General features: G+C 43.5%; 15 protein-coding genes. 9 read left to right on the top strand and 6 right to left on the bottom strand.

Annotated elements, in window-relative coordinates:
* Positions 1–6: 6 nt before the first annotated feature.
* The gene (dinB, locus tag BY457_RS12220) at positions 7–1,074 is read right to left on the bottom strand and encodes a DNA polymerase IV (protein WP_106153616.1); all 1,068 of its coding nucleotides are present in this window, start codon (positions 1,072–1,074) and stop codon (positions 7–9) included.
* 102 nt (positions 1,075–1,176) lie between these two features.
* Between dinB and mnmD the strand changes: the two genes are divergently transcribed.
* Both mnmD and BY457_RS12230 read left to right on the top strand, forming a co-directional pair.
* Positions 1,177–1,851 (top strand): tRNA (5-methylaminomethyl-2-thiouridine)(34)-methyltransferase MnmD, encoded by a 675-nt coding sequence (gene mnmD / locus BY457_RS12225; RefSeq protein ID WP_106153617.1) that lies wholly within the window; start codon positions 1,177–1,179, stop codon positions 1,849–1,851.
* Between the two features lie 226 nt (positions 1,852–2,077).
* Positions 2,078–2,914 carry an FKBP-type peptidyl-prolyl cis-trans isomerase gene (locus tag BY457_RS12230; protein ID WP_106153618.1) on the top strand — a complete coding sequence of 279 codons (837 nt, stop codon included), beginning with the start codon at positions 2,078–2,080 and terminating at the stop codon, positions 2,912–2,914.
* 563 nt (positions 2,915–3,477) lie between these two features.
* On the opposite strand, the gene BY457_RS12235 is transcribed toward BY457_RS12230, so the two are convergent.
* The 5 genes from BY457_RS12235 to BY457_RS12255 form a co-directional block, all read right to left on the bottom strand.
* A complete protein-coding gene (locus tag BY457_RS12235; protein WP_258176716.1) occupies positions 3,478–4,686 on the bottom strand; it encodes a DUF4861 domain-containing protein in 1,209 nt (402 codons plus the stop codon).
* A 19-nt stretch (positions 4,687–4,705) separates the two neighbouring features.
* On the bottom strand, positions 4,706–5,503 hold the full coding sequence (locus tag BY457_RS12240; protein WP_106153619.1) for a gluconate 5-dehydrogenase: 798 nt from the start codon (positions 5,501–5,503) through the stop codon (positions 4,706–4,708).
* Positions 5,504–5,613: 110 nt separating this feature from the next.
* Positions 5,614–6,450, bottom strand: coding sequence for a 5-dehydro-4-deoxy-D-glucuronate isomerase (gene kduI / locus BY457_RS12245; protein WP_106153620.1), 837 nt, complete (start codon positions 6,448–6,450; stop codon positions 5,614–5,616).
* Between the two features lie 77 nt (positions 6,451–6,527).
* Entirely contained in the window at positions 6,528–7,763 is a 1,236-nt protein-coding gene (locus BY457_RS12250; RefSeq protein ID WP_258176717.1) for a BNR repeat-containing protein, read from the bottom strand.
* A gap of 268 nt (positions 7,764–8,031) precedes the next feature.
* A complete protein-coding gene (locus BY457_RS12255) occupies positions 8,032–9,069 on the bottom strand; it encodes a LacI family DNA-binding transcriptional regulator (RefSeq protein ID WP_106153622.1) in 1,038 nt (345 codons plus the stop codon).
* A gap of 343 nt (positions 9,070–9,412) precedes the next feature.
* Between BY457_RS12255 and uxaC the strand changes: the two genes are divergently transcribed.
* The 7 genes from uxaC (at position 9,413) to BY457_RS12290 (ending at position 17,455) form a co-directional block, all read left to right on the top strand.
* Positions 9,413–10,807 carry a glucuronate isomerase gene (gene uxaC, locus BY457_RS12260; RefSeq protein ID WP_106153623.1) on the top strand — a complete coding sequence of 465 codons (1,395 nt, stop codon included), beginning with the start codon at positions 9,413–9,415 and terminating at the stop codon, positions 10,805–10,807.
* A 198-nt stretch (positions 10,808–11,005) separates the two neighbouring features.
* Positions 11,006–12,040 carry a sugar kinase gene (locus tag BY457_RS12265; RefSeq protein WP_106153624.1) on the top strand — a complete coding sequence of 345 codons (1,035 nt, stop codon included), beginning with the start codon at positions 11,006–11,008 and terminating at the stop codon, positions 12,038–12,040.
* Positions 12,041–12,262: 222 nt separating this feature from the next.
* The gene (locus BY457_RS12270) at positions 12,263–12,937 is read left to right on the top strand and encodes a bifunctional 4-hydroxy-2-oxoglutarate aldolase/2-dehydro-3-deoxy-phosphogluconate aldolase (RefSeq protein ID WP_106153625.1); all 675 of its coding nucleotides are present in this window, start codon (positions 12,263–12,265) and stop codon (positions 12,935–12,937) included.
* 2 nt (positions 12,938–12,939) lie between these two features.
* On the top strand, positions 12,940–13,794 hold the full coding sequence (locus tag BY457_RS12275) for an SDR family oxidoreductase (RefSeq protein ID WP_106153626.1): 855 nt from the start codon (positions 12,940–12,942) through the stop codon (positions 13,792–13,794).
* A 34-nt stretch (positions 13,795–13,828) separates the two neighbouring features.
* Complete coding sequence (uxuA, locus tag BY457_RS12280) at positions 13,829–15,055, top strand: mannonate dehydratase (protein WP_106153627.1); 1,227 nt, start codon at positions 13,829–13,831, stop codon at positions 15,053–15,055.
* 22 nt (positions 15,056–15,077) lie between these two features.
* Positions 15,078–16,157 (top strand): sugar kinase, encoded by a 1,080-nt coding sequence (locus BY457_RS12285; RefSeq protein WP_106153671.1) that lies wholly within the window; start codon positions 15,078–15,080, stop codon positions 16,155–16,157.
* Between the two features lie 23 nt (positions 16,158–16,180).
* Positions 16,181–17,455: a lactate racemase domain-containing protein gene (locus BY457_RS12290; protein WP_106153628.1), complete on the top strand. Its 1,275-nt coding sequence runs from the start codon at positions 16,181–16,183 to the stop codon at positions 17,453–17,455.
* The last annotated feature ends 90 nt before the right edge of the window (positions 17,456–17,545 follow it).

Raw genomic sequence — 17,545 nt, forward strand, 5'->3', positions numbered from 1 at the left:
TTTTTATTAATCAAAATCAATAGTTAACTGTAACGGTCCGCTATCCTCACGAGGAGGAAAATTAGACACGGAAATCCCGAGCAACCTGACGGGTTTTTCAGGATTGGCCAAATTTAACAAATCCTTCACAACCGATACCAATTGTCCGGGATTCACAAAGGGTTCAGAGGAGGAATGGGATCTGGTAATCTGATCAAAATCATTGTATTTCACCTTCAGCGTAACTGTTTTGCCAAAGGCTCCGTGTTTTTTTATGCGCTCCCAGAGCCCTTTCTCCAGTTTTTCCAGCTGAGTAAGCATCTCATCACGCGTAGCAATATCCTCATGAAAAGTATTCTCAATCCCCACTGATTTTCTTTCTCTGTGAGGTCGTACGGGCCTTTCGTCGATCCCGTTGGCTATTTGATGAAAAAAGATTCCGGCCTTTCCAAAATTACGAATAAGCATTTGCAGGTCTGCATTCCGAAGGTCTTCTCCTTTAAACAACCCGAGATCATGCATTTTCTGAGCAGTGCGGGGACCTACACCAAAAAAATCATCCACCGCAAGCCGCCCGATAAAATCCATCACTTCATCAGGCTTGATCACAAATAATCCGTTAGGCTTATCCTCATCAGAAGCAATCTTGGCTAAAAATTTATTGATGCTGATTCCGGCTGAGGCAGTAAGCCCTGTTTTCTCCCGAATTCTCTCTTTTATCTCCCTGGCAATAAGCGTGGCCGATGGAATCCCTTTTTTGTTGGAAGTAACATCCAAAAATGCTTCATCGATGGAGAGCGGCTCCACTAAATCGGTATAATCCCGAAAAATGTCCATGATTTTGGCAGAATCGGCCTTGTAAACATCAAACCGGGCTTTTACAAAAATCAAACCCGGACATTTGCGTGCAGCAATTTTGGATGGCATGGCGGAATGGACCCCAAATACCCGTGCCTCATAACTTGCAGCAGCCACTACCCCGCGATCACTGCTCCCTCCAACAGCCACAGGTTTCCCTCTGAGTCCGGGGTTATCGCGCTGCTCAATAGACGCAAAAAAAGCGTCCATATCTATATGAATAATTTTCCGAATCACGGTGCAAGTTTAATAAATATCCGGAAGAGAAACATCCCAGGTTAAACTACAAACGGAAAAGCTTCCTATCTTTGGAATTGAAAAAAGCAGATAAAAAGAAATATGCATCCACAAAATACCCCAAAAGTAGAATTAAGAACCAGTGAAGACGGGTCAACCACTCTTTACCGGCCCGACCTTGATGAACACTATCATTCCATCCACGGGGCCATCCAGGAGTCTATGCACGTTTTTATCCGTGCAGGACTTTTGTCTCATCAGGCAACCGCTCTAAACATCCTGGAAGTAGGTTTCGGGACAGGCCTCAACGCCTTGCTGACAATCCTCCACCAGGCAAAAAAGAAGGTCTTTTACCATACCATCGAACGATATCCTCTGGAGGCAACCATTGTTCAGTCGATAAACTATCCTGAAATATTGGATGTACCAACATCGACTGAATATTTTAAGCAATTGCATGAGGCACCCTGGAATAAAGATTGTGAAATAACACCTGCTTTTACGATTCATAAAGAAGCTTCGGATCTGGCACTGTTTACTCCACAGAAACTCTACAATCTCGTCTATTTTGATGCCTTCGGACCCGACAAACAACCGGAACTGTGGACCCCGGAAATATTTAAAAAAATATCAGAAAGCATGTGTGAAGGTGGAGTTCTGGTAACATACAGCTGCAAAGGGACCGTAAAACGGGCTCTATCGGCGGCAGGGATGAAAATAGAAAAAATTCCGGGACCGCCGGGAAAACGAGAAATGCTGAGAGCAACGAAAATATAACCTCCATAATGAAATCGCAAGATTTTTACTAAATTTCGCAACCGAAAAATTAACCCGCATTATTAATAAAACTGCGATGCCTTAAAATAAAAAGTGTCCAACCGGACGTGTGGGTATTGGCTTAAGTTTTTGATTCCGGAGACATCTCATGATGCACCCGACAGGAAGATCAATAATGCAGGTAAATACAGTAAAAAAATTAACCATAAAAAACAAGTTCTAAATTATGAAAGGAAAACAACTGATCCCCGGCCTTATCGCCGTAATTCTTGTATTCTCTGCCTGCAACAAGGTGCCCAACACCGGTAAAGCAAACATGGAAACACAACTCGATAGTTTAAGCTATGCCCTGGGTTTTTATGAAGCATCAGAGTGGAAAAAGAAATTTGAGCAAACGCCATTTGACACCATCGACTACAAAAAAGTAGCACTGGCATTCAAAAACTCCGAACTCGTGGAGAGCTACCTCAACTTCAGAAAAGGTCAGTTCGACACCATCGACATTGATATGTTCAAAAAAGGCTTTTTCAATGAAATTGCCTACGATAAATCCTACTATACTGAAATCACGGCCGACATTTATATCCGGAAGATTTTTCAACAGGTAAAAGACAAAAACGACAGTCTCAGGCAGATTGAAGCCCAGAAAAACCTGGAAAAAGGAGAAGCTTTTCTGGAAGAAAATGCCAAAAAAGAGAATGTAATTGTGTTGGAAAGCGGACTTCAGTATAAAGTTATTGAAGAAGGTGACGGGAAAAGTCCCTCCATTAATGACCGTGTTAAATGCCTTTACCACGGGACACTGATTGATGGCACCGTGTTTGACAGCACTGTTGAAAGAGGTGACACTGCACAATTTGGAGTAAACCAGGTTATCAAAGGATGGCAGGAAGCCCTACCTATGATGAAAGAAGGTGGAAAATGGCAACTGTTTGTTCCGGCAGATCTCGCATACGGAAATACTGAAAGAGGTGAATTCATTAAAGCCAATGAAACCCTCATTTTCGACATTGAATTAATCGAAGTAATCGAAAGAAAACAGAATACTAATAAAAGACGATAACATAGAATAATAAACCAACATCGAAGGCAGACAGGCTCTTCTGAAAATTGGTTTGACTATAAATTCCAAGAAGAGACGTTTTTTTTAAAGCGTCTCTTCTTTTTTTCGATGGTGTCCGGCAAAGAATTGAGATTGCTTAACTAGTTTCTGTCCATAAAGTACCACTTGCATTGTTACGCTTGCCGCCAAAATAATCATTTACGATTAGTAAACTCCGTTTTTTGCGGCTTCGCAAGCCTGGCAATTGGCACTTTCTGACCAGAAACAGCCCTAAAAACAGAATTTGCTTAGTTTATAGACGGACACTAACTAAGTTCACTATGGCGGGTCTTTATGGCCAAGCACCTGACCAGAAACACTTAAACGGAACGCAAGCGTTTCAAAAAAAAGAGTGAAACCGTCATTGAGACAGCCCCACTCCTTTCACACACAACTAATAAAACCTATATAAAAACAGGTGCAATATAAACAAACTTCTTAATTCTTTGAAAAAATAGTATCAAATTTTGTCTCAAAAGGAACAATAAATTTGACAATATTCTGCTCCCTTTCCGGGACTTCAATTAGTGCACGGCTATTTTGGCCGCTGCTGCGGTAAGCTGCTGTTGAAAATACTCCATGGTTTTAAAGCCTTCATCCTGATACTCCCAGCCACCGAAAAAGTAGTATTCAGCTGACGAGTCGCTTTCAAAATCTATGGCCACCATGTGTGTTTCCACAATTCCATCTCCCTCATCCGGAGCCTTCCAGGTTTCGACAAAGTCGGTGTCGGGAACCAATATTCCCATTCCCAGCATTTCACCGAGATATGCCTGATTTCCATGGGATGCTACAATTTGCATTCCATGCTCTTCCATTTCAAAAGCCTCTTTCTGCTCCATGTTAACGATGCCGGTTACCAGTTCTTCGTCACCCTGTAGGTTATTCACCCGAACTTTGCTTTTGTAAAAATGATCTCCGGCATTAATAGAAATCACATGCTCCACATCATAAGTCCTTTCTGCTACCGGAACCCCAAAATAGTTTAGCTTAAGAATGGCACGCACAGGGCCTTCCGTCACAAACTCATAGGTTCCTTTCTCACACCGGCCCACACGGAATGTCTCTTCACCAATCCGGATTGCAACAGCACCTGCCCCCAAAGAATTTCCTACCTTGAGAATATCCATTCCCCAGTCGTCCAGTTCATGATAATTTTGCCCTTTGATACCTGCTGAATCAAGAGCCATTTCAGTTGTGGCTTTACCAAAAATATCAATCCCGTTACGGGCATCATAGTAATTTCGGAAGCCAACAAGGTCGTTCTCCCAGGCAGGGCCTTCCATTTGAAAAATCCCTGAAATGGTCGGGCTATCGGTGGACTTCAATCGTTCCTCGCCGGACACCTCTGCATAGGGTTCATCCACATATCCAAACCGCACATTGGTTCTTTTCGGGAAATCAGGCAATTCACTTTTATCAACTGCATTAAAATAAACCGTTTGTGGAACCCCTGCTTCCAAATTGATCAAAAAAGCCAGTTCATCCCAGCGGCCATCTTTGTCCAGATCATCACACTGAGCAGAAAGACTAAGGCCTTCAGAATTTACAACTTCAATATATTTATTGCCAATATCCTCAGGCAGATAATCATTCACCTGCTCATAAGAAAGCACTACAACCTTGTCCTGAACCGATAACGTGGAGGATACTTCAAACCCTTTTTGAGGAGCAGAACATCCCACCATCAGGAATACTCCAAAAAAAGTTGCAAAAATTGATTTGTTTAGCATAACAAAGGATTTTTCAGGATTAAACATCATTTTCGCCTTTTACGTAACCAAAATTAGCCAAAATACCACCGTCCACATACAGCACGTGACCATTTACAAAATCACTTGCCTTTGTTGCCAGAAACAATGCAGCATTACCAACATCTTCCGGTTCGCCCCAACGGCCGGCAGGAGTTCGCGTCATTACCAGATCGTTAAAAGGATGATTTCCTTCACGAATGGGAGCGGTTTGTTCAGTGGCGATGTATCCAGGACCAACACCGTTGATTTGAATATTATACTTTGCCCATTCGCAAGTCATGTTGGCCGTCAGCAATTTCAAACCACCCTTTGCCGAAGCATAAGCTGATACTGAGTTACGACCATAAACACTCATCATGGAGCACATATTAATAATTTTCCCAGAACGGCGTTCAATCATACCGGGAGCAACGCGCTTGGCTACAATTAAAGGAGCTACCAGGTCAACATCAATAACCTGTTTAAAATCTGCAACAGCCATATCCAGAATTGGGATACGCTTAATAATTCCGGCATTGTTAACAAGAATATCAATAGGACCTACTTCTTTCTCAATGGCAGTTATTCCCTTATCGACATCTTCCTCATTGGTCACATCAAAAGTAAGGGTAAAAACATCAATGCCTTCTTTGGCGTATTCTGCTTTACAATTCTCCAATTTATCACCTGACAAGTCATTGACGGCAATTTTGGCTCCTGCTTTCCCAAGGGTTTTTCCGATGGCCATTCCGATTCCATGAGTTCCTCCGGTAACCAAAGCCACTTTTCCTGTTAAATCAAACAATTCATTTATCATATCAAATACTTTTTTAAAGAATAAAAAACAGACTTTTGGGAGACAATGGGTTGTCAGCAAAAAATCGACTGCTGACAGCCCAATTCAAGCTCGTGTGGTCTCTTTTCAAATTATTTCAACTCTTGCTGAGTTAAATGATTCATATCGCTGTAATCCTTATTTTCTCCGGCCATACCCCAGATAAATGAATAATTTGAAGTTCCCGAAGCACTGTGGATACTCCAGGAGGGAGAAATAGCCACCTGTTCGTTCTTCATCCAGATATGCCGTGTTTCGTCCGGCTGGCCCATAAAATGACAGATTGCCTCTTTTTCGGGCAATTCAAAATACAGGTAAGCCTCCATCCGCCTGTTGTGAACGTGTGGGGGCATGGTGTTCCAGGTACTACCGGTTTTAAGTTCGGTAATTCCCATCTGCACCTGGCAGGTAGGAATGACATCGCTCACAATGAGTTTGTTTATTCTTCGCTCGTTGGACGACTCCTTAGAACCCATTTCAGCAACCACAGCCATATCCAACGTTACTTTATTATTGGGATGTTTGGTGTGAGCTGTTGCACTGTTCAAATAAAGATGAGCAGGCTTTTTGGGGTCAACAGATTCAAAAACAACCTCTTTATTTCCGCTTCCCAAATAAAGACCTTCCTTGTATCCCAATTCATAAACGGTACCATCAGCGGTTACTTTTGCGTTGCCACCAATGTTTATAATTCCAAGTTCGCGGCGCTCCAGGAAATAATCGGCTTTCAATTCCTCAAAAGGCTCCAGTTTAAGTGGTTTATCGGTAGGCACGGCGCCACCAACAATCAATCGATCGTAAAGCGTGTAAACCACATTAATCTCTCCCGAAACCATCACATTTTCCATCAGAAAATCTTCGCGGATACGTTTGGTATCATAATTTTTAAAATCTGCAGGATGTGCAGCATACCTAAAATCGTAATTCATAATACTATTTTTTAAAATTGTTAAACTTTTACCTGATAAATCAATATTTAAATCCTGCTCCCGATTATTGTTTCTTCTTACAAGTCAGGAAACATTAAAATCTTCACCATCTGAGGTTTCATCTCTTCCAGATTCTCATTTCCTTCTCCCTGTCCTACATTCTGAACAAAAAGGTGTAACGCTTCTTCTCTCTTCCACATCCCGGTGTCGTAAGAAGGTTCCCACTGGCCAACTTCCACATCAGCAATAGTTTTTAAATCCCATTCCAAAGACTCATTTCCCAAATTTGCAGAAGCGAAGCAAATCCTGTTCATCTGTTCCTGATCTCTGTAAATCACATGCACTTTGGGCGTTTTCTGTTCCTCGACCAGAACCTGTGGGCGGCTAACCGGGATTCTTCTGCTGCCTTCCCCTTTGAGAGAAAATGCCATTTTCCGGTTTGAAACCCTGGATACTTCCCATTTTCCGTTCTTCAGAAACACCAGGAAAAACTGAGGCACCTCTTCTTCCCCGGGAGTCCAGTAAGAAGCTATATAAGGTTGCCCTTTTTTATCAGTCGTAATAGATGTCTGGTTAATCAGACTGCTGCCTTGGGGAATTTGCAATGCATATTCAGCATTTCTTGCAGTTATGGGCATCTCCAATTCAGCACCATCGCTTTTCTGCCATGTTCTCCCCCCATCATTGGAACGGGCATAACAAAGGTCATGATTGGACATTACATCCCATGTTTCACGCCACACCCACGAAAGATGTAAAGAACCATCCCCACCGACACACATTTGCCAATAGGCATTTCGTTCGCCTTCTCCATCAATTAAGTTATCATGAAGACGAACCCATTTTTTCTCTTGCGTATTGTAACGGTTCAAAACAAGATTTCCTCCGCCCGAGCCGCCATACCTGTAGGCGAACAATAAATCCCCGTTGGGTAAAATATAAAACTCAGGATAAGTTACACCATTTTGCTCCAGGCTTCCAACCATTGGTTTTACCTCCGTAAATTCCAAACCACCCGGTTCAATACTCCGGCAATATTTAAGGGCACTATTGTGGTGGTCCCAGGCCAGATGCAGATAACCATCAGTATCCACCATCATGCTGATAACATTGTGTGCATCAGACACATTTCCTTGCATTCCGGTTTTATGCACCTGCCACTCCAATGATTCTAAAGCCCTTTTTGCAACCACAACATTGCCAGTGGAATCGTACCATGAGGCATACTGGAAATGTTCATCGCTAATCACAGAGTTTTTTCGGAATATGGTTGCATTCACCGATGTTTTTGCCCAGCCATCACCCAGTTCCATTACCCTTGGTTTTGATGGCTCAGCCGGTAAAGTGCAAGACTGAAAAACCATTAATATTACAAGCAGATTTATTATTACAATTCTCATTTAAGTTTTTCTACGATTAAACAATCCAAAATATTAGCTATACTTCATTGTCAGGTAACTTCTGGACTGCAAACAACTGATAATAATTGATTAAAAACCCAGGAAGACAAACTACAACTCACTCATAATGATTACCTTGCGTCATAGCTTCTCTGCATTTAGGTTTTTATTTACGGACCATTTAGACAACTGAATTCATCAACAAAGCATCCGAACCAGATGATCGCCGCTGAATCAGGCGAACAGGGATGTGAATTTCTTCACTCACCGGCTCGTCCTTACCAATACTTTCAATAACGGCTTTCGCAACCTGATTGCCCATCTCAAAAGCATTTTGCTCCACACTGGTCAGCGTGGGTTCCACCATCTCGGCAAATGGCTCATTTGCAAAACCTGATATCTTAACATCCCCGGGAATAGCCTTATTAAGTTCCTTCAACTTTTGAATAGCCCCTAAAGCCGATAAATCACTAGCTGCAAAAATCCCATCCACTTTTTTGGGTAGTACAATTCTGGCGACGGCTTCCTGCCCGGCTTCCTGGATAATACAATTTTCCACAACAAGAGAAGGATCATATTCAATTCCTGCCTTCTCCAATGCGTATCGGTACCCGTCAAGTCTCTCCTGATAGACATTTACATGCAAAGCCCCTGCAAAATGGGCTATTCGCTTACATCCGTTCTTAATTAAATGTTGCGTGCTGCGCAGAGCTCCCAGAAAATTGTCGTTCACAATTCGTGCCCCCACTATCTGCTCCGTAACACGGTCAAATTGAACCAATGGAACTCCTTCGTCAATCACCATTTGATAATGACTGAAACCTTTGGTTTCCACAGAGTGAGAAATAATAATTCCTGCAACCCTGTTCCGCAACAATGTGTGAACCGCCTTCCTTTCATGCTCTTCACGCTCATGGGTCTGAATAATCAACAAATTGAATCCCGCGGGATTAAGCAAAGCTTCCACTCCACTAATAACATGACTAAAGAAATGACGATTAATACGGGGAACCACCATTCCAATAGTATCACTCCGTCCGCTTCTTAAAGAAGATGCAAGCACATTGGGCTGATACCCCATCTGGGCAGCCACCTTTAAAACACGCTGCCGGGTGTTTGATCCAACCCGCGTGTTACCCGCCAGTGCACGTGAAACCGTTGAAGGAGTAACCCCCATTTCGTGGGCAATATCAGTAATTGTAACTCTTTTCTTTACCATGCATTAATTATTACTCCGACAAAAATACAAACGTTTGCACAAAAAACACAAGTTATTCGAGTTTTTTTTTTAATCTCACATTTTATATTTAAAAAATATCTGTCGGATGCAAAATATAAAAACAAAATACTCTTTGTCGGAGAAGCTAAAGACACCCTCCACGTATAAGCCTATTTTTCAACCCATTACAATCACAAACAAACAAAAAACACCCCATTAAACAATAAATCACCTCCACTTTTAACACAAAATATCATCAAAAAAACTTGACCAAAGGAAAAGAATGATTTATCTTCGTGTTCGTTAACGAAATCATATTTCATCTTAAAACGTCATCACCAATATGAAAAAGTTCATTCATCCTGATTTTCTACTTGAAGGAAAAACAGCCCGTGAAATTTACAATGAGTATGCAGAAAACCAACCCATCATAGATTTTCATTGTCATCTCTCACCTCAATTAATTGCAGAAGATCACAATTTCGATAATCTGGGACAGGTCTGGCTGGAAGGCGACCATTACAAATGGAGAGCCATGAGAACCAATGGAGTTGATGAAGAATATTGCACTGGATCTCCCACGTTTTACGACAAATTCATGAAGTGGGCCGAGACGGTCCCCCACACAGTCGGAAATCCCCTTTATCACTGGACACACCTAGAACTGGCACGTTATTTCAATATCTTTGATTTACTGAATCCCGGCACAGCCGACACCATTTACCACGATGCCACCGAGATGCTTCGGCATCAGGATTTTTCGGTAAAAAGCATACTAAAAAAAATGAATGTGGAAGTGGTAGGCACCACCGATGACCCGGCTGACAGGCTGGAACATCATGCCAAATTAAAAGATTTCAAGGTAAAAGTGCGCCCCACGTGGCGTCCTGATAACCTTATTAAGACTGAAGATCCAAAAATCTTCAACAGCTACATCGAAAAACTGGAAGCAGTTGCCGGCAAAAACATCTCAAATTATGCAGACTTACTGACCGTACTTGACCAGCGACACCAGTATTTCCACGAAATGGGATGCCGTGCATCGGATCACGGACTAGACAGAATGTATTGGACCAATGCTGCCGGAATTGACCCCGAAAAGGCCTTTTTAAAGTTGCGTGCCGGTGAAAACCTTTCAGACACCGAAACTGAAGGTTACCGTTTCTCTGTCATGCAGGAACTTTGCAAACTCAACCACAAACGAGGCTGGGTTCAGCAATTCCATCTGGGAGCAATGCGAAACAACAACACCCGGTTATTCAACAAACTTGGACCCGACACCGGATTCGACTCAATCGGACGGCCTCAGGACAGCTTCAAAATATCCCGTTTTCTGGACAGTCTGGATGCCAACAACCAACTGGCGAAGACCATTCTTTACAACTTAAATCCAGCAGACAACGAGACATTTGTTACCATGATTGGCAACTTCCAGGATGGATCAGTACCCGGAAAAATGCAATGGGGAGCTGCATGGTGGTTCCTGGATCAAAAAGTGGGTATGGAAAAACACCTCAATGATTTGTCGGTACTCGGCTTATTGTCCCGATTTGTGGGAATGGTTACCGATTCCAGAAGCTTCCTTTCATTCCCACGTCACGAATATTTCAGAAGAATTGCCTGTAACCATATCGGAAACGAAGTAGATAAAGGAGTAATCCCCAACGACAAGGAAATTCTTAAGAACCTGGTGGAAGGAATCTCTTATAAGAATGCAAAAGAGTACTTCGGGTTTTAGTGTTTGTCTATAAAGTCCAACTTCTGCGTTATTGCTCAAAATCTAAATCCTCAAATACCTTAGTATTCTGCGGTTTAGATTTCTCACACGCCTTGAGTTTGAACTTTCTATTTCAAACACATGAAAAACGCATACTTTATAAACAGGCCCCACTTCGGGTTTTAATAATCAATCTACTAAACACAAAATATCAGAACAATGAGTAAAAGAGTTGTCACTTTCGGAGAAATAATGCTCAGGCTTTCCACTCCGGGCTACCAAAGATTTGCACAAGCCACATCATTCGATGTAAATTATGGAGGAGGAGAAGCCAACGTAGCTGTTTCACTGGCCAACTATGGTCTGGACTCCAGGTTTATCACCCGTCTGCCCAACAATGATATAGGCCGTGCCTGCCGAATGGATCTTGACAAATATGGGGTGGACACCGGTCACATTCAATATGGCGGTGAGCGCATCGGGATCTACTTTCTGGAAACAGGGGCTGTAGCACGTGCCAGCAAAGTAGTTTATGACAGAGCGCATTCCTCCTTTTCGTCAGTACAACCGGGATCCTTCAACTGGGATGAAATTTTTGACGGAGCTGACTGGTTTCACTGGACAGGAATCACCCCTGCCGTTTCGCAGGAAGCTGCCGATGTGTGTCTGGAAGCCATCAAAGCAGCCAATGACAGGGGGGTAACCGTTTCATGCGATTTAAACTACCGGAAAAACCTTTGGAAATACGGCAAAAAGGCCGGTGAAGTAATGCCTGAACTGGTAGCAGGATGTGACGTGGTACTCGGCAATGAAGAAGATGCCGAAATGGTATTGGGCATCAAACCCGAAGGAGTGGATGTAACCGGCGGTCATGTGGAAGCAGAAGCCTACAGAAGTGTCTCACAGCAAATCATGAAACAATACCAGAGGGTGAAGAAAGTGATTACCACATTAAGAGGTTCGGTAAGTGCCAATCACAACAGCTGGTCAGGGGTTCTTTACGATGGTAAGAATCTTTACACTGCCCCCACTTATCAAATCACACACATTGTGGACCGTGTAGGTGGTGGAGATTCATTCATGGGTGGACTGATCTACGGCTTACTTACCTATGACAACGATGAAAAAGCACTACAGTTTGGTACTGCGGCATCCTGCCTGAAACACACCATCCCCGGTGATTTCAATCAGGTGACCGTGGAAGAGGTTGAGAAACTAATGGGAGGCGATGCTTCCGGTCGGGTTTCGAGATAGAGCCTGGAGGTTGGAGTTTGGAGGTTAGTGGTTAGAAATTAGAGGCTGGAGGATAGAGGTTAGAAATTAGAGGATAGAAGACAGAAGCTGGAGAGGTTAGATAATTGGTAGGTTGAAGTTTCTCTGCATTTAACCACGAATTCACCTCGGGAACGGACAGTCAAATAGTGTCTTATTAAGGATGAGAATGTAACATTTTTTCAACAATTACAATTACCAAAAATGGCAAAATATACAAGAATAGAAGTCTTTCAGAAGATGCAGGAAACAGGCGTGGTTCCTGTGTTTTATCATGCAGACATTGAAGTAGCAAAAAAGGTACTGAAAGCATGTTATGATGGAGGAATCAGGACCTTTGAATGGGTCAATAGGGGCGACTTTGCCCATGAAATATTCAGTGAACTGAACAAATATGCACTAAAAGAGCTGCCCGGAATGATTCTGGGGGCCGGCTCAGTAGTGGAGGAAGGCACCGCGTCTATATACATTCAGGCCGGAGCCAATTTTATTGTATCTCCCCTTCTGAATGAAAATATGGCTCGCATTTGCAACCGCCGAAAAGTCATGTGGGCACCCGGTTGCGGATCTGTCTCTGAAATAGGAAAGGCTGAGGAATTGGGTGCCGAACTGGTAAAAATATTCCCGGCCTCGGAAGTTGGTGGCCCATCTTTCGTAAAAGGTGTAAAGGGTCCCTGCCCATGGACCAATATCATGCCCACTGGCGGAGTGGACACCTCTAAAGAAAATCTTCAGCAATGGTTTGATGCAGGTGTTACCTGTGTCGGAATGGGATCTAAACTATTTCCCAAAGAGATTATTGAAAAAGGAGACTTTGCTGCATTAACTGCCAAGGTAACCCAACTAATCAATACCATCAAAGAAATTAAAACAGCTTAACTATGAATGCACCAATCAAAGAACTCAACATCGAAGGCAAAGTGGCCGTAATCACCGGAGGTGGCGGCGTAATTTGTTCTGTAATGGCCAAAGCTCTGGCAATGAAAGGCGTTAAAACCGCCATTCTGGATCGCGACAAAGAAACCGCTGATAAAGTGGCGGCTGAAATAACGCAAACTTACGGCACAGAAAGTATCGGTTTTGCTGCCGACGTACTAAATAAAGGCTTGCTGGAGGCTGCAAAAAAAGAGATCAATGAAAAACTGGGAGACATCGACTTCCTGATTAACGGGGCCGGAGGAAATGCAGCTACCGCAACCTCCAAAGTAGAGAAAATTGAAAAATCAGACCTCGAAAACCTTGAGGACACTTTTTTCGGACTTGAGCTGGAAGGGTTTGATAAGACCTTTGCTTTGAATTTCCAGGGCACCTTATTGCCTTCGATGGTTTTTGCCACGGATATGGTTAAAAACGGCAAAGGAGGGATCGTCAATATCTCCTCCATGAATTCTTACCGGCCATTGACAAGAATTCCTGCCTATTCAGCATCCAAAGCAGCCATCAACAACTTTACCCAATGGTTGGCCGTGCATTTTGCAAAAACAGGAGTTCGCGTCAACGCCATAGCACCCGGCTTTTTGCTTACCAACCAAAACCGTTTTCTACTGGTGGATGAAAAAACAGGAGAATCCACGCCAAGAGGACAAAAAATTATGAACGGAACCCCTATGGAACGTTATGGAAGCCCTGAGGAACTCACAGGAGCTCTTACATTCCTGTTATCCGACTGGTCAGAGTTTATCACAGGCATCGTCATTCCTGTTGATGGCGGCTTCAGTGCATATAGCGGAGTTTAAAACAAATTAACAAAAAATCTAACAGGCAGAATCTATGGAACAAACGTGGAGATGGTATGGACCGGATGACCCGGTATCGTTGACGGACATAAGGCAGGCAGGTGCAACCGGAATTGTTACCGCATTGCATGAGATTCCCATTGGAGAAGTGTGGACATTAGATGCTATAGAAGAACGAAAAAGAATAATCGAATGGAACGATAATATTACACCACCTCAACCAAGAGGATTGGATTGGTCGGTGATTGAAAGCATTCCCGTTCATGAGGACATAAAGCAAGGCAAAAGCAACCGGGACAAATGGATTGAAAAATACAAGCAAAGCATTCGGAATGTGGGTAAAGCAGGCATACCGGTGGTCACTTATAACTGGATGCCGGTGGTGGACTGGACGCGCACAAATCTGGAAATGAAACTCGATGACGGTGCCCTTGCTCTCGCTTTTGACTATATTGACTTTGCTGCTTTCGACATGTTCATTCTCAAACGAGACCAGGCAATAAAAGATTATTCGGAAGAAATAATCAAAAAAGCAAAAAACCGCTTCAGCTCCATGAGTGAAGAAGAAAAATATATTCTTCAAAAAAACATCATCGCCGGTCTCCCGGGCGGACAGGAAGGATATGATATCGAAACCTTCAGAAACAAACTCAGTGAATATGATGCTATTGACGCAAAACAATATCGGGAAAACCTAAAATACTTCCTGGAACAAATTGTCCCGGTGGCCATAGAATCCGGTGTTCGTCTGGCCATTCACCCGGATGATCCACCAATCCCGCTTTTTGGTCTGCCACGGGTGGTTAGCACAGAATCCGACCTTCAATATATCCTAAGCATTGTCGATTCCATTTACAATGGTCTTTGTATATGCACCGGGTCACTGGGTGTTTTACCGGGCAATGACTTACCAGGAATCATAAAAAGGATAGGCTCCAGAATTAATTTCCTTCATTTAAGGAGTACTCAACGTGATGGCTTCAATAGTTTTCACGAAGCCAGTCACCTTCGGGGAAATGTGGATATGTACAGCGTAATGTGCAATGTACTCAAAGAGGAAGAAAAAAGGCATGCGCAGAATCGTCGGGACGAAATGATTCCTATGAGAGCCGATCATGGGCACACAATTCTAGATGATTTGAATAAAAAAACCAACCCCGGCTATTCAGCAATTGGCCTTTTAAGAGGAATGGCAGAACTCAGAGGTTTGGAAATGGGCATCAGAAAAAGTGGTGCCGTTTACAATGAACATAGCAAATAATCTATCTTTAAAATCTACTGAAATGAACCTACAATTAAAAGAAAACTATAAATACTCAATGGTAGTCCCCACCAGTATGGGACTGAGAATTACCCCTGAAAACGGTCAACCCGTACACAGCAGCGACACTTTTAAAATGCAGGCAACCAGTGCCGAAACCAACGTAGCAAGTATTTCCTCCTACCTGGGACTTCCGGTAAAGGTGCTTACCACTTTTGTGAAAGACAGTCCGCTGGCTCAATTTATTAAAAGCAATCTGCGCAACCGCCACATGGACTACGAAGGGCCCGAAGTTGAGCAGGGAAATCCCTGGGGATATCGTCACCAGTTTAATATCGCCGACAGCGGTTACGGTGGTCGCGGACCACGGGTTCAAAACGATCGTGCCGGAGAAGTGGGACGCACTCTGAACGCCAAAGATTTTGATCTGGAAAGAATATTTGGACAAGAAGGAGTACAAATAGTCCATCTTTCAGGATTAATTGCAGCCTTATCGCCCGAAACCAGTAACTTTTGTCTTGAAGTAGCGCGTTCAGCCAAAAAACACGGTACACTGATTTCATTCGACCTGAATTATCGTGCCTCTTTCTGGGAAGGACGGGAGCAAGAGCTTCGGGACACCTTTACTGAAATTGCCTCTGTTTCGGATGTCTTAATCGGAAACGAAGAGGACTTTCAGCTTTGTCTGGGTATTAAAGGCCCAGAAGCAGGCGGAAAAGCCATTGGTGAAAAAATCGACAGTTTCAAAGAGATGATCATGCGGGTCAAAAAGGCCTTCCCAAATGCATCGGTATTTGCCAATACGCTTCGCGAAGTAATTAGTGCCAACGAACACTTGTGGGGGGCCATAATGCTTCAGGGCGATAACTGGGAAGTCATAGAACCACGCCCCATTCGTGTGCTTGACCGCATTGGCGGAGGTGATGGTTTTGTTGGAGGTTTGCTCTACGGTATTTTAAAGAAGTGGGCTCCTGAAAAATGGATTCAATTCGGTTGGGCAACCGGAGCTTTGGCCACCACATTCCTCACAGATTACGCGCAGCCCGCGGATGAGGATATGGTCTGGAGTCTTTGGAGCGGCAATGCCCGGGTGAAACGATAAGAAGCTTATAAAACACAAACGCTATGATATATTTTCAACGCGGATCAAAAAATACAGCATTAAGTCCACAGGACTTAAAAGATGCCCTTTTTACAGCGCTGGACAAAATCGGGCCCCGCAAAAGGGTAATTGCTGTGCCACCCGATTACACAAGGTATCACTCCAAAGCCGGTGAACTTACCACTTATGCCTATGATTTCTACAAGGAGAACCTGACGGACATTCTGCCTGCGCTGGGGACGCACAGTCCCATGACAGATGAGCAGATTGATCATATGTTTCCGCGAGTTCCCAAAGATCTTTTCAGAATACACGACTGGCGTAACGAAATTGTAACCCTGGGCGTAGTCCCTGGAAGTTACATCTCGGAAATCACCGATGGACGAATAGACTATGACTGGCCGGCCCAGGTAAACAAACTGCTGAATGAAGGCGGACACGACCTGATTCTTTCCATCGGTCAGGTCGTTCCCCATGAAGTGATTGGGATGGCCAACTATAACAAGAATATCTTTGTGGGAACCGGCGGATCCGAAGGCATCAACAAAAGTCATTTTATCGGAGCAGCTTACGGAATGGAAAGAATTATGGGACGCGCCAACAACCCTGTAAGACGCGTTTTGAACTATGCATCCGAACAATTTGCATCTCATCTGCCCATCATCTACGTACAAACCGTAATCGGACGTGATGAGGCAGGAAATCTTGTTCCTCGCGGTATTTTTATTGGTGATGATGAAGAGGTATTTGAGCTGGCTGCTGATTTATCCATCAAGGTCAATTTCGAAATGGTGGATGAACCCCTGAAAAAAGTGGTGGTATATCTTGATCCATCAGAATTTAAAAGTACCTGGCTGGGCAATAAAAGCATCTACCGTACACGCATGGCACTGGCTGATGGCGGAGAGCTCATTGTGCTGGCTCCCGGCCTCAAAGAATTCGGTGAAGACAAAACCATTGATCAGCTAATCAGAAAATATGGTTATTTTGGCACCCCTGCCACACTCAAAGCAACGGAGGAAAATAAGGAGCTAAGAGAAAATCTGGGGGCTGCAGCCCACCTGATTCACGGGAGTTCGGAAGATCGTTTTTCCATCACCTATTGTCCCGGGCATCTTTCCAAAGAAGAAATTGAATCCGTCAATTTTAAATATGCAGATTTGAAGGAAATGACCAAAAAGTATAATCCGGAGAAACTAAAAGACGGAAAAAACATCATGCCTGACGGAGAGGAGATTTTTTACATATCCAACCCGGCAGTTGGTCTGTGGGCCCATAAAGATCGTTTTAAGGACTAAAGCCCCCTAAGTCGGCCCAAGAGGGACTTCCATGAGCAGATGAGTGGGGCATGGAGAAAAAATCAGGATTTACAAAAAATTAAAAGACAT

It is taken from the genome of Marinilabilia salmonicolor, assembly GCF_003003035.1.
GTDB lineage: Bacteria > Bacteroidota > Bacteroidia > Bacteroidales > Marinilabiliaceae > Marinilabilia > Marinilabilia salmonicolor_A.

What these genes read in the sequence shown, in the direction of transcription:
- BY457_RS12250 (WP_258176717.1), bottom strand. Translation starts at nt 7,763, where the DNA reads ATGGAACTGGGTGATGGCTGGGCAAAAACATCGGTGAATGCAACCATA.
- BY457_RS12230 (WP_106153618.1), top strand. Translation starts at nt 2,078, where the DNA reads ATGAAAGGAAAACAACTGATCCCCGGCCTTATCGCCGTAATTCTTGTA.
- BY457_RS12265 (WP_106153624.1), top strand. Translation starts at nt 11,006, where the DNA reads ATGAGTAAAAGAGTTGTCACTTTCGGAGAAATAATGCTCAGGCTTTCC.
- BY457_RS12270 (WP_106153625.1), top strand. Translation starts at nt 12,263, where the DNA reads ATGGCAAAATATACAAGAATAGAAGTCTTTCAGAAGATGCAGGAAACA.
- kduI (WP_106153620.1), bottom strand. Translation starts at nt 6,450, where the DNA reads ATGAATTACGATTTTAGGTATGCTGCACATCCTGCAGATTTTAAAAAT.
- BY457_RS12275 (WP_106153626.1), top strand. Translation starts at nt 12,940, where the DNA reads ATGAATGCACCAATCAAAGAACTCAACATCGAAGGCAAAGTGGCCGTA.
- BY457_RS12255 (WP_106153622.1), bottom strand. Translation starts at nt 9,069, where the DNA reads ATGGTAAAGAAAAGAGTTACAATTACTGATATTGCCCACGAAATGGGG.
- uxuA (WP_106153627.1), top strand. Translation starts at nt 13,829, where the DNA reads ATGGAACAAACGTGGAGATGGTATGGACCGGATGACCCGGTATCGTTG.
- BY457_RS12285 (WP_106153671.1), top strand. Translation starts at nt 15,078, where the DNA reads ATGAACCTACAATTAAAAGAAAACTATAAATACTCAATGGTAGTCCCC.
- mnmD (WP_106153617.1), top strand. Translation starts at nt 1,177, where the DNA reads ATGCATCCACAAAATACCCCAAAAGTAGAATTAAGAACCAGTGAAGAC.
- BY457_RS12235 (WP_258176716.1), bottom strand. Translation starts at nt 4,686, where the DNA reads ATGCTAAACAAATCAATTTTTGCAACTTTTTTTGGAGTATTCCTGATG.
- uxaC (WP_106153623.1), top strand. Translation starts at nt 9,413, where the DNA reads ATGAAAAAGTTCATTCATCCTGATTTTCTACTTGAAGGAAAAACAGCC.
- BY457_RS12240 (WP_106153619.1), bottom strand. Translation starts at nt 5,503, where the DNA reads ATGATAAATGAATTGTTTGATTTAACAGGAAAAGTGGCTTTGGTTACC.
- BY457_RS12290 (WP_106153628.1), top strand. Translation starts at nt 16,181, where the DNA reads ATGATATATTTTCAACGCGGATCAAAAAATACAGCATTAAGTCCACAG.